Source organism: Microbulbifer sp. MLAF003 (assembly GCF_030012965.1).
In the GTDB taxonomy this organism is placed as follows: domain Bacteria; phylum Pseudomonadota; class Gammaproteobacteria; order Pseudomonadales; family Cellvibrionaceae; genus Microbulbifer; species Microbulbifer variabilis.
Genome location: NZ_CP120232.1, coordinates 4,417,681 through 4,443,602, shown reverse-complemented (window position 1 = coordinate 4,443,602; position 25,922 = coordinate 4,417,681). Strand labels below are relative to the sequence as shown.

The 25,922-nt window shown below is 52.8% G+C and carries 23 protein-coding genes; 14 read left to right on the top strand and 9 right to left on the bottom strand.

Features of this window, described 5'->3' with window-relative positions; genetic code table 11:
- Positions 1 to 91 precede the first annotated feature (91 nt).
- From P3339_RS21295 to P3339_RS21280, 4 genes are all read left to right on the top strand, one after another.
- Positions 92 to 523 (top strand): DUF4345 domain-containing protein, encoded by a 432-nt coding sequence (locus P3339_RS21295; RefSeq protein ID WP_282951821.1) that lies wholly within the window; start codon positions 92 to 94, stop codon positions 521 to 523.
- 165 nt (positions 524 to 688) lie between these two features.
- Complete coding sequence (locus P3339_RS21290) at positions 689 to 883, top strand: DUF1330 domain-containing protein (RefSeq protein ID WP_282951820.1); 195 nt, start codon at positions 689 to 691, stop codon at positions 881 to 883.
- A gap of 80 nt (positions 884 to 963) precedes the next feature.
- Positions 964 to 1,818 carry an AraC family transcriptional regulator gene (locus tag P3339_RS21285; protein WP_020411579.1) on the top strand — a complete coding sequence of 285 codons (855 nt, stop codon included), beginning with the start codon at positions 964 to 966 and terminating at the stop codon, positions 1,816 to 1,818.
- A gap of 654 nt (positions 1,819 to 2,472) precedes the next feature.
- Entirely contained in the window at positions 2,473 to 3,720 is a 1,248-nt protein-coding gene (locus tag P3339_RS21280) for a DUF945 family protein (protein WP_282951819.1), read from the top strand.
- A gap of 109 nt (positions 3,721 to 3,829) precedes the next feature.
- Here the strand turns inward: P3339_RS21280 and ppc are convergent, their stop codons facing one another.
- The 5 genes from ppc to alaE all read right to left on the bottom strand — a co-directional run bounded on the left by ppc (position 3,830) and on the right by alaE (position 10,475).
- Positions 3,830 to 6,490 carry a phosphoenolpyruvate carboxylase gene (gene ppc / locus P3339_RS21275; RefSeq protein WP_282951818.1) on the bottom strand — a complete coding sequence of 887 codons (2,661 nt, stop codon included), beginning with the start codon at positions 6,488 to 6,490 and terminating at the stop codon, positions 3,830 to 3,832.
- 425 nt (positions 6,491 to 6,915) lie between these two features.
- Complete coding sequence (locus P3339_RS21270) at positions 6,916 to 7,269, bottom strand: DUF4870 family protein (protein WP_282951817.1); 354 nt, start codon at positions 7,267 to 7,269, stop codon at positions 6,916 to 6,918.
- A 135-nt stretch (positions 7,270 to 7,404) separates the two neighbouring features.
- On the bottom strand, positions 7,405 to 8,778 hold the full coding sequence (locus tag P3339_RS21265; RefSeq protein ID WP_282951816.1) for a response regulator: 1,374 nt from the start codon (positions 8,776 to 8,778) through the stop codon (positions 7,405 to 7,407).
- 380 nt (positions 8,779 to 9,158) lie between these two features.
- Positions 9,159 to 9,854 carry an aspartate/glutamate racemase family protein gene (locus P3339_RS21260; protein ID WP_020411574.1) on the bottom strand — a complete coding sequence of 232 codons (696 nt, stop codon included), beginning with the start codon at positions 9,852 to 9,854 and terminating at the stop codon, positions 9,159 to 9,161.
- Positions 9,855 to 9,902: 48 nt separating this feature from the next.
- A complete protein-coding gene (gene alaE, locus P3339_RS21255) occupies positions 9,903 to 10,475 on the bottom strand; it encodes an L-alanine exporter AlaE (protein WP_282951815.1) in 573 nt (190 codons plus the stop codon).
- Positions 10,476 to 10,641: 166 nt separating this feature from the next.
- Between alaE and P3339_RS21250 the strand changes: the two genes are divergently transcribed.
- Complete coding sequence (locus P3339_RS21250) at positions 10,642 to 11,205, top strand: PadR family transcriptional regulator (RefSeq protein ID WP_020411572.1); 564 nt, start codon at positions 10,642 to 10,644, stop codon at positions 11,203 to 11,205.
- Between the two features lie 46 nt (positions 11,206 to 11,251).
- Here P3339_RS21250 and P3339_RS21245 read toward each other — a convergent pair whose 3' ends face one another.
- Both P3339_RS21245 and P3339_RS21240 read right to left on the bottom strand, forming a co-directional pair.
- The gene (locus tag P3339_RS21245) at positions 11,252 to 12,397 is read right to left on the bottom strand and encodes a beta-ketoacyl-ACP synthase III (protein ID WP_282951814.1); all 1,146 of its coding nucleotides are present in this window, start codon (positions 12,395 to 12,397) and stop codon (positions 11,252 to 11,254) included.
- A gap of 159 nt (positions 12,398 to 12,556) precedes the next feature.
- Positions 12,557 to 13,249: a ComF family protein gene (locus tag P3339_RS21240; protein ID WP_282951813.1), complete on the bottom strand. Its 693-nt coding sequence runs from the start codon at positions 13,247 to 13,249 to the stop codon at positions 12,557 to 12,559.
- Positions 13,250 to 13,400: 151 nt separating this feature from the next.
- On the opposite strand from P3339_RS21240, the gene bioB reads away from it, so the two are divergent.
- The 3 genes from bioB to bioC are packed head-to-tail and all read left to right on the top strand — an operon-like array spanning position 13,401 to position 17,202.
- On the top strand, positions 13,401 to 14,468 hold the full coding sequence (bioB, locus tag P3339_RS21235; RefSeq protein WP_282951812.1) for a biotin synthase BioB: 1,068 nt from the start codon (positions 13,401 to 13,403) through the stop codon (positions 14,466 to 14,468).
- Positions 14,465 to 15,658, top strand: a complete 1,194-nt coding sequence (gene bioF / locus P3339_RS21230) for an 8-amino-7-oxononanoate synthase (RefSeq protein ID WP_282951811.1) — start codon at positions 14,465 to 14,467, stop codon at positions 15,656 to 15,658. The genes bioB and bioF overlap by 4 nt, the downstream gene beginning before the upstream one ends.
- Entirely contained in the window at positions 15,655 to 17,202 is a 1,548-nt protein-coding gene (gene bioC, locus P3339_RS21225; protein ID WP_282951810.1) for a malonyl-ACP O-methyltransferase BioC, read from the top strand. The genes bioF and bioC overlap by 4 nt, the downstream gene beginning before the upstream one ends.
- Here the strand turns inward: bioC and P3339_RS21220 are convergent.
- Positions 17,193 to 17,681 carry a L,D-transpeptidase family protein gene (locus P3339_RS21220; RefSeq protein ID WP_020411566.1) on the bottom strand — a complete coding sequence of 163 codons (489 nt, stop codon included), beginning with the start codon at positions 17,679 to 17,681 and terminating at the stop codon, positions 17,193 to 17,195. The two genes, bioC and P3339_RS21220, sit on opposite strands and share 10 nt — an antisense overlap.
- A gap of 229 nt (positions 17,682 to 17,910) precedes the next feature.
- Here P3339_RS21220 and bioD point away from each other — a divergent pair, with 229 nt between their 5' ends.
- Entirely contained in the window at positions 17,911 to 18,603 is a 693-nt protein-coding gene (gene bioD / locus P3339_RS21215; RefSeq protein WP_020411564.1) for a dethiobiotin synthase, read from the top strand.
- 120 nt (positions 18,604 to 18,723) lie between these two features.
- Positions 18,724 to 20,505 (top strand): acyl-CoA dehydrogenase C-terminal domain-containing protein, encoded by a 1,782-nt coding sequence (locus tag P3339_RS21210; protein ID WP_282951809.1) that lies wholly within the window; start codon positions 18,724 to 18,726, stop codon positions 20,503 to 20,505.
- 75 nt (positions 20,506 to 20,580) lie between these two features.
- On the opposite strand, the gene P3339_RS21205 is transcribed toward P3339_RS21210, so the two are convergent.
- The gene (locus tag P3339_RS21205; protein ID WP_282951808.1) at positions 20,581 to 22,326 is read right to left on the bottom strand and encodes a S8 family peptidase; all 1,746 of its coding nucleotides are present in this window, start codon (positions 22,324 to 22,326) and stop codon (positions 20,581 to 20,583) included.
- Between the two features lie 415 nt (positions 22,327 to 22,741).
- Between P3339_RS21205 and P3339_RS21200 the strand changes: the two genes are divergently transcribed.
- The 4 genes from P3339_RS21200 to creC all read left to right on the top strand — a co-directional run bounded on the left by P3339_RS21200 (position 22,742) and on the right by creC (position 25,855).
- Entirely contained in the window at positions 22,742 to 22,993 is a 252-nt protein-coding gene (locus tag P3339_RS21200) for a DUF3094 family protein (RefSeq protein WP_282951807.1), read from the top strand.
- 10 nt (positions 22,994 to 23,003) lie between these two features.
- Positions 23,004 to 23,672, top strand: a complete 669-nt coding sequence (locus P3339_RS21195) for a nitroreductase family protein (protein WP_282951806.1) — start codon at positions 23,004 to 23,006, stop codon at positions 23,670 to 23,672.
- Between the two features lie 70 nt (positions 23,673 to 23,742).
- Positions 23,743 to 24,429: a two-component system response regulator CreB gene (creB, locus tag P3339_RS21190; protein WP_282951805.1), complete on the top strand. Its 687-nt coding sequence runs from the start codon at positions 23,743 to 23,745 to the stop codon at positions 24,427 to 24,429.
- 1 nt (position 24,430) lies between these two features.
- Positions 24,431 to 25,855 carry a two-component system sensor histidine kinase CreC gene (gene creC, locus P3339_RS21185; RefSeq protein ID WP_282951804.1) on the top strand — a complete coding sequence of 475 codons (1,425 nt, stop codon included), beginning with the start codon at positions 24,431 to 24,433 and terminating at the stop codon, positions 25,853 to 25,855.
- The last annotated feature ends 67 nt before the right edge of the window (positions 25,856 to 25,922 follow it).

The window sequence follows — 25,922 nt, the reverse complement described above, 5'->3', positions numbered from 1 at the left end:
ATACCAAGACCGCAAGAAATATCAAAAATTGGGCCTTACCGACCAATATGATTAGGTCATCTCTTCAAATACGGCAAACTAAGGTGACACTATGAATCAGGCGAGTTCTATAGAAAGAAAAATTTTCCAATTGTTAGTGGTAGCACTGGCAGTGATCTGTTTTGTTTCTGGCGGGATCAGTGCATTTGGGGGGCTGAATGGCAGTGCTGCCCTGAGTGGTGGTGCTATGCTTTTTGGCCCAGATAGCCCCTTGAGAGGATTTGGGGATAATCAATATCGATTTGCCTTTGGTGTTTTCTTTGCCCAGGGGTTGGTTCTACTGTATTTCCTGAGCAATATCGAAAAACATAAAGCATTGTTTTACTTCGTGGCTTTATCCCTCTTCATTGGCGGTCTGGGTCGCTTAAGCAATATTCTGGAATTTGGATTGGTGGATGACCAGGTTTTACCGCCTACGATTATTGAGCTTGCGATAGTTCCACTTCTGGTTTTTTGGCATAGGCGAGTGGCCTCTCAAAGTTAGTCATTAGAAGCTCTTAGTCAAGCAACTTAAAATTTTTTATGCTTAAGAGGTTATTGCTTTGTTACCAGTATTTTTACATATAGAGTCTTCACCAAACCTACAGGAATCGCAGGCTCTTCAGCAGTATATAGGTTTGGCTCCGCAATTAATGCAACAGTATGGGGGGTGCCTATCGCCTCTTATGATGTGGAAGAAGCCCTGGACGGAGGTCGGTCACCAAAGGCATTTGTTGTGGTATCTTTTCCGGATCGGGAGGCGATCTATGCATTCTTCAATGATCCAGCCTACCAGGCGATTATTCCTTTGAGGGACAAGGCATTTGCCCATTTACGCTTTTTTATCACTAGTGAACGAATTTGATTTAAAGGCATGCTAAACCGGGAAGGTATTCCTCAAAAATCTCACCATCCCAACGTAAATAGGCAGTAAAGGAGCCTCTCATGCAGCGATTTTTTAAAAGTATCAACTTCGTAGAGCAGCATCTATACGACAAAATTTCTGTTCACGAAATTGCCGCTGCCTCTCATTACTCCACCTACCACTTCAGCCGTATTTTTAAGGCATTAGTGGGGGACTCACCGAAAGAGTATTTGCGTAAGCGCCGATTGACCGTCGCTGCAAAGAGGTTGTTGAGTGAAGATATTGGTATTCTTGAGCTTGCCATGGAGTGCCAATTTGATTCCCAAGAAGCGTTTACTCGCGCGTTTAAAGCTTTATTTAATGTAACCCCGGCGCAGTATCGAAAGCAGCAGGACCCTTTCCGGTTGCTATATAAAGATCAATTTAGCCCCCATATGCTGCACTTCTTGAAAAATGAGCTGTCCATGGAGCCACAAATTATTTCGCGCCCAGCGATGCAATTGGTGGGGATAGCGCAGGAATACGATCATGAAAATCTCAGCTTGCCAAAGCTCTGGTCTGCATTTCGACCTTACAGGGATAAAATCCCCAATCGTATCAACGATGAATCGTTTGGCATCTATGAGTGTTATGAGGAAGCGGGTGATGAAATTCAGTTTAAGTATGTCTGCTGTGCGCCGGTTGCCGACCTGACTCAGGTACCCGAGGGAATGGTGGCGCGGGAACTACCGGAGCAGCTATATGCAAAATTTGTTCACCGCGGATCTATTACCACCCTGGAGCAGACATTGAAGTATATCTGGGGGAGCTGGCTGCCAAAGTCTAATTATGACTATATCGAGAAACCAGACTTTGAGCTCTATCCGCCCAGGTATCAGGTTGCCAGCCCGACAGCCGAAATGTACCTCCATATCCCCGTTAAAGAGAGACAATGATCGTTTAACAATAACGCAGATTTATCACTATTCAACATTTTTGGCTACTTGATCTGTGCCATACCGATTTTGCAGATTGCTTCTTCGATCGAAATTTTTATGTAATAAATTTTATATTGGAGGGAAGTACTCCCTGCAGGTGTTCGCGAAAGAAGGCAAGCTTATTGGGTGGAAAGATAAATTCTGGAATTTTTCCTGGTGAAATCTGGTTGTAGGATAGGGAAAAAATAGCCACGCTCCTCAACTGAGTCAATGGCTATCTTTCTTATTTCGGATTTTTTGATTGATAAATTGCCAATAAAGGAAAACGTTTCATCGAGTCGTACATGGGAAACGGCAAAGCTGATCACTATGGTGCTATAGGAGAATGGCCTCTTTTACTTTAAATTGTGAGAATTGTTCTGCCCTTCAAAAAGAAGAATAATTTTTAATTTCTTAAGCAGAACTCCCTTACTCTATATCTTGGTTTTCTTGGCTTCTCTAGATAATGGTTGCCAAAGTGGATAAGGCGCTATGCCCAGTGGTTTATTTTTAGAGTGGTTCTAAAGAGTAGCAACTATAAACCTTGCTGGTTTCTATCTTGGTATTTCGATCGTACTAGTTTCTGCATAATCTGCTAACATCGGCGTAAATCCTGTTGTTAGATCAATCCCTATGAAACTATTACGTTGGCTCCTGCTTATTGTGCTTGTCTTATTGGTGATTTCCGCCCTTGCGGCGCCGGGTTTCATTGGCCCCAAGGTGGAGGAGGTCTGGAAACAGCAGGTCGGTAGGTTACAAGGGGGTAATTCCACGAGTTACCAGCGTGGCTGGTTTGGTGCTGAGACTAATACTGAGGTTGGACTGCAAAATGGTACTACCGAGCTGCATACTGAAATTCACCATGGCCCTGTACTGTTTACTTCCCAAGGGCCGAGATTAGGGGTTATCTATAGTGAAACACGCTTGGAATTGGAGCAGTTAACCCCTGAATTACGCGCACGGCTTGAGGGCATATATGGCCGTTTACAGGATAGCCCATTGGTACTGGAAACTCTTGTAACAGCTGATAACCGCGTACTGAACACACTGCGTTTTGAGCCCTTCAAAAATACCGGTACCTATGGCCAGCTGGAATTTGATGGCGGTGAAATCACAGTAAAAACGGATTATAGCGGAGCCATGTTAGATGGCGTTATTGATTTGGGTAGCCTGCGACAGATACGGGACGGGGTGGAGGTATTATTTACTGAGCCCCTCAAGGGTGAGTTTCAAGTAGAGCCCGGGCGCGGTGGTAAGGCGCAGCTGCAATTATCGTTGTTACGTGCTGAGTCTGATTCGGGACCTGTACAACTGCGAAATATTACTCTCGACCTGGATTTGGAAATGCTTGCTGCACAGACTTTAAAAATTGTAAGTGATTTGCAGTTGCCCAATGTAGAGTCTGCAACTCCGATCATCTCCGCTCGTCAACAGATGACCTTGCCCGAAATCACCGCTGCAGACTTGGGCCACTACCTGCGTGTGTTGTTGCCCAATCCTGAGCGCAACTGGGCCCGTGAGATGCGCCCACCTTTGCGTCTTCAACAGCAACTGGTAGTGGAGTCACATAATGGTCCGGTGTTAGTGGATGCGGATATTGACTGGAAAGGGTTACAACGTCCACCTCGTCACCGTGGGGGCAGCCCACTGAATCAATGGTTGAAACCACTGGTGGGCACCATGACATTGAGCGCGGCGGAGTCAGCCCTATTGCAGTCACCATTAGTAGCTCAAGCAATGATGTTACGAGAATATGGGCTGCTACTGGAAAAAGATGGTGAGTTGCAAATGCACCTTGAAGTAAAACGGGGACGGTTGGAAGTGAATGGCCAGGATTTGCCACCGGACCTATTTATCATGGCGCTTACCGGGCGGTTTTGATCGGAACTAAATAGGGGAGCGGCCCGTCCGCTCCCCGCATACTATCGAGTGGCCTCGATTTGATCACACAGCTGTGCTGCACTATCTTGGAACGGGTTTCTTACCACCCTCAACCAGTATTGCGCATACCGGCTGCAATTCCGGCGATGGTAACCATTAAGGCACTTTCCAATACCGTGTCGGCCTCCCTCTCCCGCAAACGCGCCATCAGCTCTGCCTGGAGCAAGTGAAGTGGATCTGTATAGGGGTCACGTACGCGTATCGACCAACGCATTACCGGATTATTATCCAACAGACTTTCCCGCCCGGTGAGCCGCTGCAGTGCACTCACTGTGTGGCTGAGGCGCTCTCGGAGGTTCTCACCAAGGGCAATCAATTCTTGATCGTCGGTCAGTCGCTCCTCATACCAGGAGGCGACCCGTGTATCGGACTTGGCCAATACCATTTCCAGCATATCCACCACGCCTTGGAAGAAGGGCCACTGGTGGTTCATATCGCGCAGAGTATCGGCCTCGTCAGCGTGCTTTAAGGCCTGCTCCAAGGCGGTACCGGTACCCAGCCAAGCGGGTAACATTAAGCGAATCTGGGTCCATGCGAATACCCAGGGAATGGCACGCAATGTTTCCACGCCGCCACCGGGCTTTCGTCTTGCAGGACGGCTTCCCAGAGCGAGCCGGCTCAACTCCGTTTCGGGAGTGACGGTGCGTAAGTAAGCGACCAGCGCGGGGTCGTCGCGAACAACCTCCCGGTAGCTATCGATAGAGATATCCGTAAGGCGCTCCATTTGGTTGCGCCACTCAGGTCGTGGTTGCGCGGGTGGCATTAGGGTGGCCTCAAGTGTTGCAGCCACGTACTGCTCCAGGTTATAGGCAGCAACTGCCGGACGGCCGTATTTAAAGCGGATCATTTCTCCCTGCTCGGTAACCCGGATGCGGCCGGCAACAGAACCTGGCGGCTGAGAGAGCAGAGCCATCCGCGTGGGGGAACCGCCACGGGAAATGGAGCCTCCGCGACCATGGAATAAAGTCAGTGGAATACCGTGGTTGCGAAAGATATCGGTGAGTGCTTCCTGGGTGCGAAATTGCGCCCAGGCGGCACCGAGGAAGCCGGCATCCTTGGCGGAATCTGAATAACCAATCATTACCTCCTGGCCATCCAGCACACGTTGCTTGTATTGGGAAATATTGAGCAAGGTGCTCATGGTGGTGGCAGCATTGTTCAGATCGTCGAGGGTTTCAAACAGTGGTACTACGCGCATTGGTTGTTGAACGCCGGCAATTTTTTGCAGCAGCATTACCGCCAGGACATCGGAGGATTTTTTCGCCATGGAAATCACATAGGCACCGAGACCTTCGGTGCCCTGCTCAGCGACTACCTTGCAAGTTTCCAGCACTTCGCGCACATCTTCATCGCAGAAATCTGTTTGGTAAAAATCTGCGTTGATCAATGGCCGGCGGTTGTCCAGCTCTGCCAGTAGGAACTCCAGTTTGCGCTTCTCATCCCAGGTGGCGTAGTTGCCAATACCGAGATAGCGAGTGATGGCATCGAGAGCATCTGCATGGCGAGTGGATTCCTGGCGAATGTCGAGACGTAGCAAGGTAATGCCGAAACAATTGAGACGGCGCAGGGTATCTTTAAGCTGGGCATCGGCAATTGCGGAGAGGCCCATCGAGCGGAGGGAGCGGTCGATTAGGCGCAGTTGTTCGGACAGTTGGGCGCTGGTGAAGGTTTCGCCCTTGGGCTTCGGTTGGTTATTGATGCACGCTTCTATCTGCGCGCGAGTGTTGCGCAAACGGTTGCGGATCTGGCGCAGCACCAGGCGATAAGGCTCGTGGCTGGGTCCAGTATGCGCTAATAACTCTTCGCTGGCTTTGTGCATCGATAAGTCTGCAAGCAGATTTTCCACATCCCGCAAGTAGAGATCGGCAGCCATCCAGCGCGCAAGTAGCAACACCCTACGGGTTACCGAGGCAGTGACATTGGGGTTGCCATCGCGATCGCCCCCCATCCAAGAGGCAAAGCGGATAGGCACCCAGTCTTCCGGCAGAGGCGGTAACTCCGCCAGATCAAGCTCTTTCTCAATGGCGCGCATGCTTTGGGGAACTGCCTGCCACAGGGATTGTTCGATAGTGGCAAAGCCCCACCTGGCCTCGTCGACCGGTGTCGGCCTTTCGCGCCGAATTTCATCGGTGCTCCAGGCAGAGAGAATCTGTTCATGTAAATGTCGCCGTAGCTCCTGGCTTTCCTCTACAGTGAGGTCTGGCCGGTCCAGCTTAGCGAGCAGGTCAGCAACTCGGTCGTACTTGCGGATCAAGGTGCGGCGGGTAACCTCTGTAGGGTGGGCGGTAAGGACCAGCTCTACTGACAGGTTCTGCAAAACCTTGTGAATTTCATCCGAGGGTATCTTGGCCCGTTTCAGCTCCTCCAGCACCTGGCGTAGGCCGCGATCGGTGTCTGGGTCGCCGGAGAAGCGCTGGTGCTGCCGGTGCAGGCGTTCGCGATGGCGTTGCTCAGCAATATTCGCCAAGTTCAGGAATTGGCTAAAGGCGCGCGCTACCTCGAGCAGGGTCTCATCATCGAGGGGATCAAGTAGATGACGCAGGCGATCTACCTGCATCTCTCCAGTGCTGCGGCTCTCTACAGCGGCCTGGCGTATCGTTTCGACGGTATCGAATAGCTGCTCGCCAGCCTGCTCACGCAATACCGAACCCAGCTCCTCGCCAAGCAGACGCACATCTTCCCTCAGTGGGGTATTTTGATCCTGACTCACGAATCCTATTCTCCCTAGCAAAGGCAACGAGGCGATTATCTTCGCATAATTTCACCTGCTGGGGGATTGGACTTCTAGCCATATTGAAATTCAGGGCGAATAATCCGAACAATAAGAAATTTAAATTAGTAAGTATTCAACTAATTAATAGCTGGTTGGTAGTTATTTGTCATAAATTTACACAAATTAGGGGAGGAGGCTTTTTCTAGTGGAATTAGTGAATTTAGAGAGGCAAAAACATTTTACTTCGAATAATCGAGCAGAATCTTTGTTTCTTTTGTCACTGGGTGTGTGTTCTTAGCAGTAGTGATTAAAAGGAAAATATTGGCTTTAGGAAGGCTTACAAAAATTAAAGAGAATGTAAAACCTGCGCAATATGTTGCGCAGGTAAAACGCATATTTTGAATTTATTAACTTTTGCAAAGTCAGTAGGCTGGGCGACGATCTACGAGTACCAGCCAGCCGCGGATGACACGGTAGAAAACCCAGATCCAGTTAATGGCGAGAACGATATAGCCAAGGCCAAAAATCCATACGGTGCAGATGCCTACGATGGTCCACAGCAGCCAGAACCAGAAGGTACGAATCTGCCAGCGAAAATGGGATTCTGCCAGGGTGCCGCGCACATCGCTGCGTTTAAAGTAGTTGATCAGCACACCAATAAACATTGGAACAGCAGTAAACAGGCTGATGGCCTGGATTAAATAAACCATGATGGCCAGGTCGCGTCCGCTTTGCTCTCGGGCTTCCTGGGACCGCACGGGGTACTGCTCAGACATAACTTTATTCTCTTAAGGGTTCAGTAAAATATAGTGTGGCCTGAGCGATTCAATTCAACTTAGGTGAGTTGGAATGGCAGTTATTTGCGACAATCGGATGTGGTCGCCGCCTTTGACGATATGGAGCTACCCCTTTTATTTCAAGGCCCACTCTGTGTGTACATTGCGTTCACGCCAGGCTTTTAGTTGGCGAACGGATTCACGCATAAGTTGCAGCAGCTCCGTGCGCTGTTGCCTGCAGTGCTCCCGCTCGCTGTCGATCGATAGATTGGCTGCGAGGCTGCGCAGGCGTGCGGCGACACTGTCGAGCCCAACCTCTGATGCAGCTCTGGATATATTTTGTGCCTGTTTTTCCGCATCCCGCCAGTGGCGTCCAGTCAGGGCACTGGTCAGGGTGGTTATCCGTTTGGGCAAGGTGGCACTGCGATCACTGAGGAGTTCGGCGAAAGTCAGGTGATCGAGAGTGTCCCGCTGGCGAAACAAAGTGTTGGTATTGAGAAGTTTTGCTGGCCGCGGTTTTTGTTGGATATTGGCGTCCTGGCTGCGTCGCCCGGCCCAGCTCATTAATTGCATTATTTGGCGGTCGGCGACAGGGTGAGTAAGCACCCCGGTAAAACCGCGGGCCTGGTAGCGCTCTTTGTCTCCAGTATTAGTATTTTGCAGCAGGGCAAAAATTGGGAGTTCAGCGCCGCGTTCACGGCGAATTTCACGTACTGCTTCAACACCATCCATTAGTGGTAGATGAGTGTCCGTGAGAATCAAATCAAATGTTTTTTGCAGCGCGGCACTACTGCCGTCAATACCATTACATTCCCGTTGCACATGGTGTCCCATGGATTCCAGGACTGACTGGAGGGATTCGTGTTTATTATTTTCTACTAATAACACTGAAAGGCGAGTACCGTTATTTCCAATAACTTCCTTTGGCAACTTCAGTTCCACCATTTCCACTTTTCCAACCTGGCGAAGGTCATCCAGGGATTTAAGTACCGCATTAAGTTGGCGCTTGCCGATTTCCACCAGGGCCTTGATGTTATTGTCTTCACTACGTGCCAGTAAATTAAGGGTGCCGAGTAAAGTATCTAGTGGATGGTGTAACTGGTGACGGGCGATAGTGAGTAGATCAGATTTTTCTTGTCGTAAAAGTTCCAGGCTTTCGCGAGTTTCTTCCAGTTGCTTTCCCATAGCATTAAATTCGCTATTGCGGCTGTGCACTTGCTGAAACAGACTGGTATTTTCCGCGCCCAGACTATCAATGCGTCGGTCAGTTTCCCGTTTTAATTTGCTTAGACTCAACTGTCTATTCAGTGCAAAAGCACAAACTATCAAAAACGCAATGACCGTTAAGACGAGCCAGATAATTGGCAGCTGTTGATCGAGAGTGGGCAGCTCGTAAGCCTGTGCGATACTGGAGATAAACACAGAGCCACATACTATTGAGCCGATCAGCAGGGCGTGTAATGAAACACGACGAGAGGGTACCCTCCCAGAAGATATGGTTTTTATCATCCTTGTAACCATTTTTTTGTTGGGGCGGACTAAATCCTGCAGTCCGCATTCTGTTTTTTACGGTGGGTTTCTATAGATACTCCCGAATACTTCAGACCGTTTGATACTGCAATATTGCACAGGGCACAAGAGATATTTTTTGGATGAAGGCCCTATGCAGGAGGAGAAAACAGTCATATGTATGAATGCTTTCTCTACTATCCAAGTAATATCGCGCCAATCAGGCATTGGCGATTTTTTTGTAGGGGTTAATAGGTAGGAATTGCAGCCTATTACAAAGGCTGGGAGGACAGACTTTTTTACAGGACGCGTACGAGGTTTGGCGAGTTCACAACTCAGGCTAAACGGCGCGATTCCCTGTGAATAAAACCCTGAGGCAATTAGGCGGCCTGGGGTAAACGCTCCTGCAGTAGCTGTAACATACGCTCTGAAGGGAGGAAGAGACGGATGCCATCGCAGTGGGCGAGTAGCTCCTGATAGAAATAATCAAAGTGGGTGCAACCCAGGATCAGGATTTGCACGCCGCTTTTTACCAGTGCGGCAACGAGGTCATCGAGGGCATGCTGCTGCACGATCATTTCCGCGGCGAGACCGTCCTCAATATCCTCGACAATCTGCAAGTTGCCGATGCCAATTACTTTTGCAGTTTTATTGCGCTCGAGGATTTCACGCTCGATATTGGCGCAACTCTGGCAGTTAGCTGCGAGCAGGCCAAAGTTGCGATAGCGCTGTGTCAGCTCGGCGTAGACTTCCAGGGGCGAGACAACCTCAATGGGGGAGGCGGCTTTGACTGCCGGCATATCTACCGCACCGGAAAGGGAGTTGCAGTAGATCATGGCAGCATCAGCACCTGCTTCGTGCAATTGCTTGATGGCTTCGATCAGTTGCTGAGTGAGGGCACCGCGCTCCAGGGCTTGCAGTTGGGTCTGGGCTTGTGGCGATGCTGAAAGTGAAAGGCCCAGCCCGCGAAACTGTCGTGCAGCAAGGAAATCGAGACCAAAGCGGGTATCTGTGGGGGTGCCGGCGACTATGCCAATGGTCATCGAACTCTTCTCAATGGCGTTATAGGTCAACACAGCGAATTTCCTCTCTCTCGTAATGCTCAGTCGAGTGTTATTGTTCGCCTAGGAGACCCTTCTGCTCCACAGGGAACTGACATTATTAATCCATACTCGGCGCACCCAGTCGAGATAAATCCCATAAGGGCGCCCGAGAGCGCCGGCGATTAGCATAAACGTGATACTGGCAGTGGCGATTTCATCCCAGCTGGCGCCGCCGAGGCGCATATTGCACAGATACAGAGGAAACTGAAAGCTCAGAAATACGAAGGTGTCCACGAGGTAGGCATTGACCACACCGCCTCCGCCAAATCTGTTCACAATCCAGCTGCGATAAACACTGAAAGGACGTGCTATCAGAGTGTTGAATACCAGCGCCATCAGTCGCACTTTCAGGTGTTCACTCCAGCTCATACCGGCCAGGACCAGCTCAATGGGAATTGCCACAGCCCAGGAGAAGCTGTTCATTGCGAAGATATCCAGCAGAAAGTCCCAGCGGCGAGCATTGGGCGTTTCTGTGTCGGCGTCTGGGCTGGATGGAGTGATTGCGGGCGCGGACATGGAGCTGGAAACCTCGTAGACTTCTGACCGCCTGATACAGGGTGGCGGCAAGCCGGCGATTATATCTACAATTGGCATAAATGCTAGCCCCTACATCTCGACTGGTAAGACTTGTCGAGATAAACATCCTAAATTTTTTTAGAAAATTAATCTAATTATCTTATTGGCTCCTGGTGCCTCCTGGCTATAAGGGCTATTCAGCAGTTAATATGCAACTCTTTGCATAAGCTTAATCGGAGTTCCTATGTCCTTGCGCTATGCTGTCCTCACCTTGCTGGATATCGAGCCCGGCAGCGGTTATGACCTAAAGCGCCGTTTCGAGCGCAGCGTTTCGCACTTCTGGAGCGCCAGCCACCAGCAGATGTATCGGGAACTACACAAGTTACACGCTGAAGGTCTGTTGAATTGCGTGGAACAGCCCCAGGAGGGAAAGCCGGATAAGAAAGTCTACAGCCTCACTGATAAAGGCCGAATGGAACTGCGCGACTGGGTGACCCAGCCAGCGGCGCCGCAAAAGATCCGCGAGCCCTTCTTGGTGCGTATGTTTGCCGGCCACCACCTGAGCCAGGAAGAGCTACGCTCGGCACTGAATACGCAACTAAGGCTTCACCGGGGACTTCTGGATAACTACAGTGAGCAAAACGAGCGAGTACTAAATAGTGATATTGCCCTGCAAGAGCGCTACTGGCTCGCGCACCAGACCCTGTTGTTGGGTATTGAGGCGGAGAAGACCTGGATCACCTGGGCGGAAAAGTTGCTCGAAGAGCTGGATGAGAAGTGCGAAGAGGATGGCCAGGCAGTGAAATAAAAAAACCGGGCCCGGCCCGGTTTTTTCAGGTCTGAAGTAAGTCTAATCAGACCGCGATCTTTTCTACCACCAGACTGCCGATGGAATAGCCGGCGCCGAAGGAACAGATAATGCCGCGATCTCCAACCTGCAAGTCGTCACTGTGCAGGTTGAAGGCGATTACCGAACCGGCGCTTGCGGTATTGGCATAGCGGTCGAGTACTACTGGGGCGCGCTCGATGCTGGCTTCGTCTCCCATCAGTTTCTTGGCGATCAGGTTGTTCATATTGATATTGGCCTGATGTAGCCAGTAGCGGCTCACGCTTTGCGGATTGGTATCGGTTTCCTGCAGGTGCGCCTCAATATGGGCTGCAGCCATGGGGCAAACCTCCTTAAAAACCTTGCGACCGTTCTGGCGGAACAGTTTGCCAGGGCCGAAGGGATCAACATCCGCGGCGCGCGCTGCATATCCGAAGTTTGAGCGGATATTGTTGGAGTAGACGGTCTTGGCTTTGGTGCCGAGTATTTCCCAGGCACTATCTACAGAGCATGTCTCACGGCGCTCGATTACGCTGGCTACAGCCACGTCCCCGAAGATAAAGTGACTATCGCGGTCTGTGAAGTCCACTTGAGGGGAGGCCAGCTCCGCGTTAATCACCAGCACAGTGCGCGCGGCGCCGGAGCTGATCGCATCTACCGCTCGTTGTAAGGAGAAGGTTGCTGAGGAGCAGGCGACTTCCATATCAAAGGCAAAGCCGTCGATACCGAGAGCACCCTGGATTTCGATAGCAATAGCAGGGTAGGCACGCTGCATATAAGAGGCGCCGACGATTACCATATCCACATCGGAGGCTTTCTTACCGGCTTTTTCCAGCGCCAATTTGGCAGCATTCACGCCCATCTCGGCCTGTACACAGAGATCGTCGTCATTGCGCTCGGGGATAAATGGGCGCATGCGCTCTGGGTCGAGAATCCCCTCGCGGGTAACTACATAACGGCTTTTAATCCCTGAGGCTTTCTCGATAAATTCTGCAGAGGATTGGGGTTTGGCTTGCAGTTCCCCATCTTCAATTTGCTGCGCGTGCTTCAGGTTATACTGTGTAGCGTAGGTATTGTAAGCATCTACCAACTCTTCATTGCTGATAGATTCTGGTGGGGTCCATAGGCCTGTCCCGCTGATGACAATGCCCCGTGGCAATTTGTACTCACTCATCGCTGAATTCCTGGCCCGCACCAAAAATCGTGCGAGCAATTAGTCACTGAATAGAACCTTAGCAGCGCTGGCTGATGTGGGACTTTCGTGCCAGAACGGCAAGGCATAATATTGTGACGCTATTGTGACTACTGGTCTATCTGCGGTCGCGCCGATGAGTCATGGCGTTCTGGCCAAAATAAAGGCACTTACCTTGGTTGCGCCTGCTTCAAGCAGTTTCAGCGCTGCTGCTTCCAAAGTGGCGCCGGTGGTCAACACATCATCTACCAGGCCGATGTGTAGCCTCTCAACATTCTCATCGACAGAGAAGCTATGGAGTAAATTGCGCAGGCGCTGGTTACGGCGCAATTGAGATTGTGTCTGGGTGGCACCGAATTTTCGCAGTAATCGAGGGCGTACCGGTAGTTGCCACTGCTTTCCCAACTCAGCTGCTACCAACTGCGCCTGGTTATAGCCGCGCTGCCAATAACGACGCCAGTGAAGAGGGATGGGGACAAGCAGGTCCGGCCCTTGGTTGGCTGGTTTTAACGCTTGGGCGGCCAACTGGGCAAGGCTGTGACCCGCAGCCAGGTCGCCATGGTATTTGAAGCGTTGTATCAGTTGGTTTATCGGGTAAGCATAATGCCAGGCGGCGCGGACTCGGCTGTAGTGTGGTGGCTGCCTCAGGCAGGCGGGGCAAAGCTGGGAGGGCGGCAGCAGCGGCAAAGCACAGGTCTCGCAAGCGTTTTCCAGAAAGGGCAGATCCTCTATGCAAGCGGGGCAGATCCCATAATCGCCGGCCCGGTCACCACATAAAAGGCATTGGGCCAGGTTTCGGGTAATAAACAGTGGGGAGATAATCCTGTAAACCATAATCGGGTGATTGAGTTGACAGCGATACGGGCCTGGCTAAACTGGCCAGTCTGTTTGGTCGAGTCTGCCACTGCAATTAGTGATAGTCACCACGGCCCTGCGAATAAAAAAACAGTACGAATAACTCCAGCAACTAGAGAGAGTAAGCCCTGTGACTGCCGCCCAGCAATTACCCGCCGCTGAGATCCGCCACGATTGGACCCGCCAGCAGATTCTGGACCTCTTTGCCCTGCCGTTTAGCGACCTGATATTTACCGCCCAGCAGGTGCATAGGGTGCATTTTGATGCTAACCGGGTGCAGGTGAGCACGCTCTGCTCGATTAAGACTGGCGCCTGTCCGGAAGACTGCGCCTACTGCCCCCAGAGTGCTCGCTACGATACCGGGCTGGAGCGGGAAAAGCTGATGAAGGTGGAAAAGGTTTTGGAGGAGGCCAGGGCGGCCAAAGCCGGCGGCGCTACCCGTTTCTGCATGGGTGCTGCATGGCGCTCGCCCAAGAAAAAGGACATGCCCTACGTCACCCAGATGGTGCGTGAAGTTAAAGCGCTGGGTATGGAAACCTGTATGACCCTGGGTATGCTGAATGATGACCAGGCGCAGGAATTAGCGGATGCCGGGCTCGACTATTACAACCACAATCTGGACACCTCACCGGAGTATTATGGTGAGATTATCACCACCCGCACCTACCAGGACCGTCTTGAGACTCTGGGTAGGGTGCGCGAGGCCGGTATGAAGGTCTGCGCTGGTGGCATTGTCGGTATGGGTGAGGGGGACAAAGATCGCGCAGGGCTACTGATGCAGCTGGCCAACCTGCCTGAACACCCGGAGTCGGTGCCGATCAATATGTTGGTAAAAGTAGCGGGTACGCCGTTAGAGCAGGAAAAGGATCTGGACCCCTTCGAGTTTATCCGCTGTATTGCCGTGGCCCGAATTATGATGCCCAAGTCCCATGTGCGCCTGTCTGCCGGACGTGAGCAAATGAGCGATGAAATGCAGGCAATGGCTTTCCTCGCCGGTGCCAACTCCATCTTCTATGGGGAGAAGCTGCTGACCACCGCTAACCCTGAGGCCAACAAAGATATGCAGTTGTTCAACCGCTTGGGAATCCTGCCGGAGGAATACCAGCAATACGCTGACGAATCAGAAGTGGAAGCTGAGCTGACCGCCCAGATCAGCGAGCGACAAAACGATGCCTTTTTCTACGACGCGGCCAAATGACCCTGGATCAAACCCTGCGCCAGCGCCTAGATGAGCGGCGCAGGCGTAACCTCTACCGGGAAGTCAAGACTCTGGATTCGGTGCCGGGGCCCGAGGCCAGGGTTAATGGCCGAGAGCTGCTTACTTTCAGTAGCAACGACTACTTGGGGCTGGCAACCCATCCTGAGGTCATCCGCGCCCAGCAGGCCGGAGCTGAGCTGGGCGCTGGTACCACTGCCTCTCACCTGGTCAATGGGCACTTGCAAGTCCACCAACAGCTGCAATACAGTCTTGCTGAAGTCACCGGGCGCGAGGCTGCATTGGTATTCTCCAGTGGCTATATGGCTAATGTGGGCACGCTTTGTGCGTTACTGGGCCGTGCCGACAATATTATTTCCGACAAGCTCAACCACGCTTCACTGATCGATGGAGCACGCTTGTCTGGCGCTAACAGCTTGCGCTTTCCCCACAACGACCTTATTGGTCTGGATCGCCAATTACGGCGTGCTGCCAGTCGAGGTGGCAATATCCTGGTGGCGGTCGACGGTGTTTACAGTATGGATGGTGACCTGGCGCCGATGGCAGAGATTGCTGATCTGTGTCGTGAGTATGGTGCCTGGTTGATGGTGGATGAGGCTCACGGATTTGGGGTAATGGGCAGCGAAAAATTTCCTTTCGCTGGCAGTTGTACTGCGGCGGGTCTTGACCAGTCCCAGGCACCAGTGATCATGGGCACCCTGGGCAAGGCCGCTGGTAATGCCGGAGCCTTTGTGGCTGGTTCTCGCGAGCTGATTGATTATCTGGTGCAATTTGCCCGTACGTACATCTACACCACTGGGATGCCTCCGGCGGTGGCCGCGGGCTGTGTTGCCGCTGTTGATTTGATGCGTAGACAGCCTGAGTTGACCAGGCGCCTGGAGTCTAACATTGCCCACTTTCGCCACTGCGCCAGGCAATTGAATTTACCTCTGGCTGACTCCCCCAGCGCAATTCAGCCGCTCCTGCTCGGCTGTGAAGAAACCGCTATTTCTATTTCTGAACAGTTGGAAAAACGCGGTTTTTTGGTGAGCGCTATTCGCCCTCCGACAGTGCCCGCGGGTACTGCCCGCCTGAGAATTACCTTGAGTGCTTCACATAACCATCACCAAATCGATGCGCTTCTCAATGCCTTGGCGGAGGTCCTCCGGGAAAACAAGGCGGTGCACTTGTGAGCCAGATAGAGAACCTGGTGTTCTTGCATGGTTGGGGCGGAGACAAGGGGCCCTGGCAGCCACTATTGGAGGCTGTGCATGAACAACTGGGGCTACCGCTGATTTGTATCGAGTTACCGGGGTTTGGTGAACGCAGGGAGCAGGCATGGCCAAGGCTAGAGGTGCTTCTACAACAGCTTTACCAAGCGCTACCGCAAAATTGTGTTTTGGTAGGGCACTCCCTTGGCGGCATGTTGGCTCTGCAGATTGCCGCCAGGCCAGGACAAGAGAAAATCCATGGAGTTGTCACCATCTCCGCCAATGCTTGCTTTGTAGAGAGGGACAATTGGCCCGGCATGCCCCGTCGCACTTTTGATAGGTTCCGTAGCGCTTTCGTGCAGGATCCCTATGCTACCTGGGAGCGCTTTTGCGCCCTGCAGTCCCATGGTGATAACGCCATGCGTGACCTGGTCAAGCAACTGAAAGCGCGCAAACCCAACATTAACCCCGGAGCCTGGGTTAAGGCCCTGGACTGCCTGGCAGAGCTGGATAATCGGGATCTTCTGCAGTCGCTGGAAATCCCCGCTCTCCACCTGTTTGGCAAGCGGGATGCCCTGGTGCCGCTGGCGGCCATAGAGGAAATCCAGGCCTATGGTGCGGCAGTAGAGGTGATGGAGGGCTGCGGCCACAAACCACAGTTGTCACAACCTCGCCAAGTGGCAGAGCGATTACGACACTTTGTCGAGAGTTTATCCCCCTCTAGTGCCCTAGCGTCAGAGCCCTTTGATAAATCTGCGGTGGCGCGCTCCTTCGGCCGTGCCGCCGCCAGCTATGACGATTGCGCACATATACAGAGAGCGGTGTGCCGTCAACTGATGAAAATGGCGGAACGCCACTGGGAACCTCGTATCATTGTTGATTTGGGCAGTGGCACCGGCTTTGGCAGTGAGTTGCTGCGCCAGCATTTTCCCAAGGCAAAAATTATCGCCCTGGATCTGGCAGAGGACATGTTGCGCTTTGCCCGCACAGAGAGGCCGCTGGCAGATGGCTATATCACTGCGGATGCGGAGCAACTGCCCCTGGCGGATGGTACTGTAGATCTGGTGTTCTCCAGTATGGCACTGCAATGGTGCTACCGATTGCCGCAGTTATTCGCCGAGTTGCGTCGGGTACTTTCTCCCGCTGGACAATGTCTGGTGGCGACATTGGGGCCGGGTACCCTGGCAGAATTGCGCGATAGCTGGGCTCTGGTAGACAGCGGTGTTCACGTTAATCGCTTCCTGCCACTGGCCAACTGGCGTGAGGCAGCGGCGCAATCGCAGCTTTGTGGTGAAGTACTCGACGAGCAACGCCTGTTGCATTTCGACAGTCTGCGCCAGCTGATGAAGGAATTGAAAGGTGTGGGAGCACATAATATCAACCGCGCGGCCAAGCGAGGCATGACTGGGCGAGCCCGGTTACAGCGGTTGGCCGAAGCCTATGAAGGTCTCCGGCAGCCAAAGGGGCTGCCGGTGAGTTACGAGGTGATTTATATGAAGCTGGCCCTGGGGGGTAATCAAGGGTAGATATCGATGGGGATGGGGGTTTTCACCAGAGCCCAAATTTCATCCATCTCCCGGTTGGAAGCTACGGCGATACAGCCATCGGTCCAGTTGTTACGGCGCAGGTGGTTTTCCATATAGGCCCATTCGGGTTTGATGCCGTGGATCATGATATCGCCACCGGGGCTGACCCCCATCCTGGCCGCCCGCGCTCGGTCCTGTTTATTCGGGTAGGACACGTGGATGGAGCGGTAGAAGCGGCTATTGGGGTTTTTCCAGTCCAGGGTGTAGCGTCCTTCTGGGGTTCGCTCGTCCCCTTGGCGGACTTTGTGTCCCCTGGGGTTATCGCCGAAGGAGACTGTGTAGCTTTTCACTACCCGGCCGTCGCGAATGAGCTGCATCAGCTTCTTCGACTTGTACACAACAACATGATCGACAGGGGTTACTTTTGCTGAGGCGAGCAGTGGCATCGCCAGCAATAGGGCAAGAGTCAGGTATCGCATGGTCTCTAAGCTGCTTGAATGTTTTCAGTTATTTCGAGATTTTCCGCGTCCCTGCAGAGCATTTTCCCCTTTTGGGGGAGTTATTTTGTTAGCGCTACCCCGTGCCTTTGTTATCAGTGCTCGGCTTGATTTGTTCAAAATCTGCGCTACATGGCTAAATTATCATCAAGTTGATGGCGTGAAAAGTCACCACAAGAAAAAAATTGAACTTTTTTGATTAGCGGAGGCGATGGCCTTGGGCAGAACCTATTTTGTGGCCGGTACCGATACCGAAGTGGGCAAGACCTTTGTCAGTACAGCCCTGCTTACAGCAGGCGCAAACGCGGGATTACAAACCGCTGCGGTGAAGCCGGTAGCGTCTGGCTGTGAGCGGACTGAAGATGGATTGCGTAATGAAGATGCCCTGCTATTGCGGGAGGCGATGACCCTGCAGCTGCCTTACCAGCAGGTGAACCCTTTTGCGCTAGAGCCTGCAATCGCACCTCATATTGCCGCTATTGAGGCGGGAAAGCAGTTGAGTGTGTCACGTATGGCGGGCGTTTGCCGTGGTGTGATGTCTGCCGGCGCCGACCTGGTGCTGATTGAGGGCGCTGGAGGCTGGCGTACCCCTCTGGGACCAAGGAGCTTCCTGTCCCAGTTGCCGAGGGAACTGAATATCCCTGTGGTACTGGTGGTGGGTATGCAGCTGGGTTGTATCAACCACGCTCTACTTACTGCCGAGGCTATCCGCCGTGATGGTCTGCCGTTGGCTGGCTGGGTGGCTAACTTTGTTCGTCCGGGCATGGAGCGAGCCGAGGAGAATCTGGCCACCCTTGAAGCTCTGATACCTGCATCATTACTCGGTGTACTGCCCCATAGCGAGGGGCGGGATTATCGTGAGGCAGCCGAAAACCTGGATATCCGCCCGTTGCTACCCGCCTGAAGAACCCACCGTAAAGGCCGTTCCATCCGGGACCCGAGAGGGCCCAAACCAGTTGACTTTGCCCGCCTTCGGCCCTAGATTCAAACAAGCGTTTGAAACACTTGAATGAGGATTGGGAGCATGGCCGACTACAAGGCGCCCCTGCGGGAGATGAACTTCCTGCTGCACGAAGTCTTTGCTGCAGAAAAACTCTGGACGGAACTGCCCGGACTTGCTGGGGTGGTAGATCGCGAGACCGCAGATGCGATTCTCGAAGAAATGGCCAAGCTGGCTTCCAATACCCTGGACCCTATCAATCGCAGCGGCGATGAGGAGGGGTGTCACTGGAATGAGGGGGTTGTAACCACCCCGGAGGGCTTCAAGGAAGCCTATGCGACTTTCTGCGAGGGCGGCTGGGGCGCACTGCTGGGTAACCCGGAGTATGGCGGTATGGGTATGCCGAAAATGTTGGGTGCTCAAGTCGAGGAAATGATCAATGCCTCCAATATTTCCTTTGCTCTCTACCCGGTATTGACCAACGGCGCCTGCCTGGCGATTGATGCCCATGCCAGCGAAGAGCTGAAACAGAAATATTTGCCCAAGATGTATGAGGGCACCTGGGCTGGCGCCATGGACCTGACCGAGCCCCATGCGGGCACCGACCTTGGGATTATCCGCACCAAGGCAGAGCCCCGCGAGGATGGCAGCTACAGCATAAACGGCAGCAAGATTTTTATTACCGGCGGCGACCAGGACCTGTCCGATAACATTATTCACCTGGTACTGGCCAAGCTGCCGGACGCACCCCAGGGCCCCAAAGGCATCTCCCTTTTCCTGGTGCCGAAATACAAAGTGAACGAAGACGGCAGTGTTGGCGAGAGCAATAACGTGAATTGCGGCTCTATTGAGCACAAGATGGGCATCAAAGCCTCCGCCACCTGTGCGATGAATTTCGATGGAGCCCAGGGCTGGCTGGTGGGCGAAGAGAACAAGGGTCTCGCCGCCATGTTTACCATGATGAATTACGAGCGCCTGGGTGTAGGTATCCAGGGCCTCGGCGCTTCCGATCGCTCCTACCAGAATGCCCGGGAATACGCTCGCGACCGTATTCAGAGCCGCTCTCCGGCCGGTGCCCAGCAGCCAGAGAAAGCAGCCGATCCGATTATCGTACACCCTGACGTGCGCCGGATGCTGCTCACCCAGAAAGCTCTGGTTGGTGGTGGCCGCGCCCTGTCCACTTATGTGGCCCAGTGGTTGGATATTTCCAAGTTCGGTGAGGGTGAAGAGAAGAAGAATGCCGAATCCATGGTGGCATTACTGACCCCGGTGGCCAAGGCCTTTACCACCGATATGGGCCTGGACTGCACCGTAATCGGTCAGCAGGTATTCGGCGGCCACGGATATATTCGTGAGTGGGGTCAGGAGCAGCTGGTGCGCGATGTGCGCATCACCCAGATTTACGAAGGTACCAACGGTATCCAGGCCCTGGATCTGGTGGGCCGTAAAACTGTCGCCAGCGGTGGTGCCCTGTTTGAGCTGTTTGCCGCGGATGTACAGAAATTTATCGACAGCCAGGTGGATCGAGAGGCGATGGCGGAGTTCGTGCAGCCGTTGGCAATCGAGCTGCAGCGCCTGCGCGAGGCCACCGAGAAGATGATTGCGGCTACCCAAGAAGATCCCCACGCGCCTGGTGCGGCATCTGTAGAATACCTGCATCTATTCGGTTATGTGGCCTACGCCTTTATGTGGGCCAAGGTGGTTGCAGTAGCACTGGACCAGCAGGAGGCAGATAGCTTCTACAAAGGTCAGGTGAAAACTGCGCGATTCTATTTTGCGCGTTTGCTGCCGCGCACCCAAGCACTGGCTGCAAGTGTAAATGCCGGCAGCGCGACCCTTATGGATCTGGAGGACGAGCTGTTCTAAGGGGTCTGGAGAGAGTCCCAAAAAGCCCCGCATCGCGGGGCTTTTTTATTTTGGTTGTTTAGGTTTCAAAGCTTGTCACGGCTTGGCTTCAGCAGTCAAAGTCAGTCCGTTAAATGCTTCGTAGCCATGCAGGGCGATATACCATGTACCGGCAGAGGGGTTATTGAAAGAGCAGCTCTCAGTGTTATATCCGTTGGTGTTTCCTACCCACTCGTAAGGTACGCAATTCTTAGTATCATTCACTACGCTCCCCCTGGTCGGGCTGCTTCCGTAACTAACATAAAGGTCGACTTCACCGTTATCGTTGAATATCTCAATATCCAGGGAGGACATGCCTGGCTCTACCTCAATCTGGTATGTCAGCCAACTGCCAGACGCACCTGCAACATTAGTTTCCACAAGACTGGTGCCGTTGCCGGTATTGCCATTTCCGGTAATAGACGCTACCGCAGCCGCAGCATCGACGATGCCTGCACCACAGCCAGTACATGAAGATGGGAAGCTACGGGTAGTGTTACTGAGTACGGATTCAACTTCATCTGGAGTCAGGTTCGGGTCTACCGAGTAAAGTAAAGCGGCTACGCCGGCAACATGTGGCGCGGCCATGCTGGTGCCTTGGCTGTAGTAGTAGGCATCACTTCCGGGGCTTCTGGTACCGCTATTGTCTGTCGAGAGGATGCCATTGGAATCATTGGCGAAGCTCTGTGCGCCCCCAGGAGCGGCCATATCGACTGCATTGCCGTAATTGGAATAGTAAGCGCGGCCGCCATCGCGATCTGTTGCGGCAACGGTGATAACGCCATCACAGCTCGCTGGGGTGTATCTACTTGCGTAATCATCGTCATTACCGGCGGCCACGACAACGGTTGCGCCGAGACTGCGTGCGGTATTAATAGCCGTTTGGTAGGCCGAGCCACAGGCACCCTCACCACCGAGGCTCAGATTGAGAACCTGTGCCGGGTTGGCATTAGTCGGTACACCGGAAACACTGCCCCCTGCAGCCCAAACGATGGCATCTGCGATATCTGAAGTCAGACCGCCACAGCGGCCGAGTACTCGAACTGGGACCACCTTGGCTTTGTAAGCGACGCCGGCCACTCCCATATTATTGTTAGTAGTGGCTGCGATAGTGCCGGCAACGTGGGTACCGTGCCAGCTGCTGTCGCTTTCGTAATTTCTGGGGTCATCACTCTGGCAGGCATTGTCTGTGTGCCAGTCACCTGGGTCAGTGGCATCGCCATCACGTCCATCGCCATCGACTGAGACAAACGTATTGGAAATCATATCGTAGCCAGGTAGCAGGTTGTCGACCAGGTCGTGATGGGGGCGATAGCCGGTATCAAGGACGGCTACTACAGCGCCCTCACCCTGTGTGACATCCCAGGCTGAGGGCAGATTGAGGCCACCTGTGGATTCCCGGTAGTGCCATTGATTCCAATAACTGGGATCATTCGGAGTTGCCATTGGACGCATCAATAAATCTGGTTCTGCGTACTCGACATTGGGGTCCTGCTTTAGCCGCTCAACTATTTTTTTCAGTTCCGCCTTGCTTTTGCGGCCCTCTAGGCGCATAACTTGGGCTCCTGAAGCCATACGGCGCTTGTGGCGTAACTTGTGGCCGGCTCGCTGAGAGGCCTTATCAATAGTGTCTTGTGCAAGCTTGGCACCATGACCAATTTTTGAGTTTTTCTTGTACTTGATGATGATGCCGTCAGTCAGGCCGGTCTCATTCGCATGAGCCGCGAAAGGGGTAGCACACGCAAGCGAAACTGCCGTTGCGATTGCTGTTTTTTGCATCAGGGCTTTTATTGATGAGCGCATTATTATTGTTTTCTCCACAACTTTTGGAATTATCCGCACTGGCTACTTTGTCAGTACGTTTTTCATTGTTGGCTCCAGATGCGCTCGCTAGCCTAATAAGTTTGACTGATCCCTGAGCGGGCGGCCTTAGCCTCAAGGCTCTGTGCATGTAAGACACAGAGTCCAGGAATTTCATTCTTCAATAAATACTCACCTGGGCATATTTTGTAACGAATTCATAACGTTAGCCTTCAGGCTTTAATTGAACTTTTCTTATAAAATTATCTAATAAAGTTATTACTTGTTTGCCGGTTGAGGGTAACTTGGGCCCACTTCCCTTCGCTTGGGAAACCTGGGTATAGGGAGTGGCCCTGATATCAGTCTCCCGGGAATTTCGCTGTTTCATAATATTAAGCAATAGGAGATGGCGTTTTTTGTGGAGTCACTTTTCGCTTTCTCCTACACTCGGGACAAAACAATAACGAGCGAAAGAGCCAATGTCCGATACCCCCAAAAGAAACTGTCCGCAGAAGACCAGGCCCGGGTCGATCAGTACCTGCAAAGTGGTGTGAATCAGGTGGAGCGAAAGCCCTTCAGGCCCTGGTTATTGCTGCTGGTGGTTGTGGTTGTACTAACTCTCTTGTCACTGCTCAGTGTGTTTATCGCACAGACCAAAGGTGTGGTTTGAGGGGCTGGATATGACGACTGAAAAAATATTCCAGCCCTTGAATTTTACCCACCTTGACGATGATGAGATGCGCCGTCGTGCAGGTGAGTTCTTCCGACTGATGCGCCGGCGCCGCTCGGTGCGGGACTTCTCTGCAAGGCCCGTACCTCGTGAAGTTATCGAGGATGCCGTGCGTGCTGCGGGCAGTGCTCCCAGCGGGGCTAATATGCAGCCTTGGCATTTTGTCGTAGTTGAAAGTGCGGAGGTTAAACGCCGCATTCGCCAGGCAGCAGAGGAGGAAGAGCGTGAGTTTTACCAGCGGCGGGCCCCTGAAGAGTGGCTCAATGCCTTGGAACCACTGGGTACGGATGCGCACAAACCTTTCCTGGAAACCGCCCCTTACCTGATCGCAATTTTCCTGAAGAAATTTTCCAGTGCGGAAAGTGGTGAGCGATTAAAAAATTATTACACAGCAGAATCAGTGGGTATTGCTACTGGCATGTTGATTGCCGCTTTGCATAATGCCGGTGTGGCTACTCTTACCCACACCCCCAGCCCGATGAAATTTTTCAATGAAATTCTCGGTCGCCCGGTTGAGGAAAAGCCCTATATGATTTTGGTGGCCGGGCTGCCGGCGGAGGGCGCCCAGGTGCCGGCGATTGCCAGAAAATCCCTGGATGAAATCTCTGATTTTATTTGAGTTATGGCTAAAGCAAGCGTAGGGCTCAGTAAAAAATAGGTACACTGGCAGAATTTGAGCTTGGGGTCCTATGCCAAAAATACTGATCGTTGAAGATGAAGGCGCTATTGCCGATACCCTGGTCTATGCCCTGCAGACCGAGGGGTTTACCACTCGCTGGGTGGGGGTGGCCGGCGAGGCGCTGGTGCTGCTTGAGAATGAGCCTTTCGACCTGGTGATCCTGGATGTGGGACTGCCGGATATCAGTGGCTTCGAAGCCTGTAAGCAGTTGCGTCGTTTCTCCGAAGTGCCGGTAATATTCCTCACTGCCCGCAATGCAGAAATAGACCGGGTAGTGGGGCTCGAGATCGGTGCTGATGACTATGTGGTGAAACCTTTCAGTCCGCGCGAAGTGGTGGCGCGGGTTAAGGCCATCCTTAAACGCATGACATCGGGCTCCGATAAGTCACAAAAAACAGAGCTGAAAGGACCTTTCCGCATAGAGCAGGGGAGTTACCAGATTCATTTCCGCGAGCAGTTATTACCTCTGACGCTCAATGAATATCGCCTGCTGGAAACCCTGTTAACCCAGCCGGGACGAGTGTTTTCCCGTGCACAATTACTCGATGCACTGGGTGTGGCACTGGAGGCGGGTTATGAGCGTAATATCGATAGTCACATCAAAGGGCTGAGAGCCAAATTGCGAATGATTGCACCTGATGCCAAGCCAATACAGACCCACCGGGGCTTGGGGTATAGCTGCTGCCTGGAATCCTAAAATGTCATTGGGCATTCGTATTTTCGCTGTCTATTTCCTGTTTGTTGGCTTGGCCAGCTGGTTTGTATTGAATACGGTGATGGAGGAGATCCGTCCCGGGGTACGCCAATCCACCGAGGAAACCCTGGTAGATACTGCCAACTTGCTGGCGGAAATCCTGCGTGATGATGTCAGGAGCGGTAATCTGGCTCAGAGCCAACTACCTGAGTTGCTGGAAGCTTATGGTCGGCGTCAGCCACAGGCAAATATCTGGGGACTGACCAAGAGCCAGGTGAATCACCGAATTTATGTCACTGATGCTTTCGGCCGAGTTTTATTGGATTCCAGCGGTCGGGCGGTCGGCCAGGACTATTCTCGTTGGAATGATGTCTACCTAACCCTGCGTGGCGATTACGGTGCGCGCTCTACGCGTGAAGATCCTGACAACCCGGATTCCTCGGTGATGTATGTGGCGGCGCCCATACTCGACCGTGAAGAAATTATCGGCGTGGTCTCCGTGGCCAAGCCCAATCAAACCCTACAGCCTTATATTGATCGGTCGCAACGGCGTTTGATGTGGCTGGGGGTGGGATTGGTCGTACTGGGATTATTGGTCGGCGCCCTGTTGTCCTGGTGGCTGGGCCGCTCACTGGGGAAACTGACCCAGTATGCCCAGGCTGTGAGTGCGGGGCAACGAGTCGAGCCACCGAAAATGTCTGATGGTGAGCTGGGGCAGCTGGCACTGGCCCTGGAACAGATGCGCTCTGAGTTAGAAGGCAAGAATTATGTTGAGCGCTATGTGCATACTCTGACCCACGAATTGAAAAGTCCGCTGGCGGCCATTCGCGGTGCTGCTGAACTGCTCGATAGTGAGATGCCCGCGGATCAGCGCCGGCGTTTCATAAGCAATATTCAACAGGAGACCTCTCGTTTACAGCAGTTGAGCGAACGATTGTTGCACTTGGCCCAGGTAGAGCAGCGTCAGGGGCTGGAGGAGAGGGAGGCCATTCCACTGGCACACTTGGTGGAAGAGCTGTTGCAGGCCCGACAGGCGCGTATTACCGCTGGCGGTTTTAGTATGGAGTGGGCAGTGGAAGATACTCTGAGATTGTATGGCGAGCGTTTCTTATTGAACCAGGCCCTGGCCAATTTGCTCGACAACGCATTGGATTTCACTCCACAAGGTGGCCTGCTTCGCATTGGCGCCGGGCGGTGTGAGGGATGGATAGAAATCTGCCTATACAACCAGGCTGAAGCTATTCCCGAGTATGCCCTGGCGCGCCTGACGGAGCGTTTCTACTCACTGCCTCGTCCCAGTGGTGGACGTAAAAGTACTGGTCTGGGACTCAACTTTGTAAAGGAAGTGGTCGAACTGCACGGTGGTGAATTGACTATCGCCAATGTGGAGAGAGGTGTTGAGGTGCGCCTGACTTTGCCAGCTGATTAAGTTGAAGGCCAAAGTTCACATAATCTCCACAAAATCTCCTTTTAGACCCCATCGGCATCCCACCCGG